The sequence below is a fragment of the Burkholderia sp. Bp9099 genome, from assembly GCF_003857805.1.
In the GTDB taxonomy this organism is placed as follows: domain Bacteria; phylum Pseudomonadota; class Gammaproteobacteria; order Burkholderiales; family Burkholderiaceae; genus Burkholderia.
The window spans coordinates 1-646 of the sequence record NZ_QTPU01000103.1 but is presented as its reverse complement, the minus strand read 5'-3'; the positions used below and the strand labels follow the sequence as shown (position 1 = coordinate 646).

The window sequence follows — 646 nt, the reverse complement described above, 5'->3', positions numbered from 1 at the left end:
ACTGGGGTGAAGTCGTAACAAGGTAGCCGTATCGGAAGGTGCGGCTGGATCACCTCCTTTCCAGAGCTTCTCGCAAAGTTGAGCGCTCACGCTTATCGGCTGTAAATTTAAAGACAGACTCAGGGGTCTGTAGCTCAGTCGGTTAGAGCACCGTCTTGATAAGGCGGGGGTCGTTGGTTCGAATCCAACCAGACCCACCATTGTCTGGCGGTAGGTACCTGAGGGAATCTGTACTCATGGGGGCATAGCTCAGCTGGGAGAGCACCTGCTTTGCAAGCAGGGGGTCGTCGGTTCGATCCCGTCTGCCTCCACCAATCCTCAATGACAAGCGTTCGACTTGGTCGAGTCTTTGTCATTGGCGATTGAGCCAGTCAGAGTGATACGTAGTATGTATCGGCTGTCGTTCTTTAACAATCTGGAAGAAGTAAGTAATTTGGATAGCGGAAGCGTCTTTGAGATGGACGTGAAAACTATCCGGGTTGTGATTGTATCGATGTATCTCAAGATGATTCGAACTCTATGTTCGACTCAATTGGAATACGGCACAACGCGAGAACTCAACCTGTAACGAGACAGACTCGTTATAGGGTCAAGCGAACAAGTGCATGTGGTGGATGCCTTGGCGATCACAGGCGATGAAGGACGC

The 646-nt window shown here is 50.8% G+C and carries 2 tRNA genes and 1 rRNA gene; all 3 read left to right on the top strand.

The features are described from left to right. Positions 1 to 60 (top strand): 16S ribosomal RNA (locus DIE17_RS37105); the annotation flags it as partial. Positions 61 to 123: 63 nt separating this feature from the next. Beyond that, positions 124 to 200 (top strand) — tRNA-Ile (locus DIE17_RS37100). A 38-nt stretch (positions 201 to 238) separates the two neighbouring features. After that, positions 239 to 314 (top strand) — tRNA-Ala (locus tag DIE17_RS37095). Positions 315 to 646 lie beyond the last annotated feature (332 nt).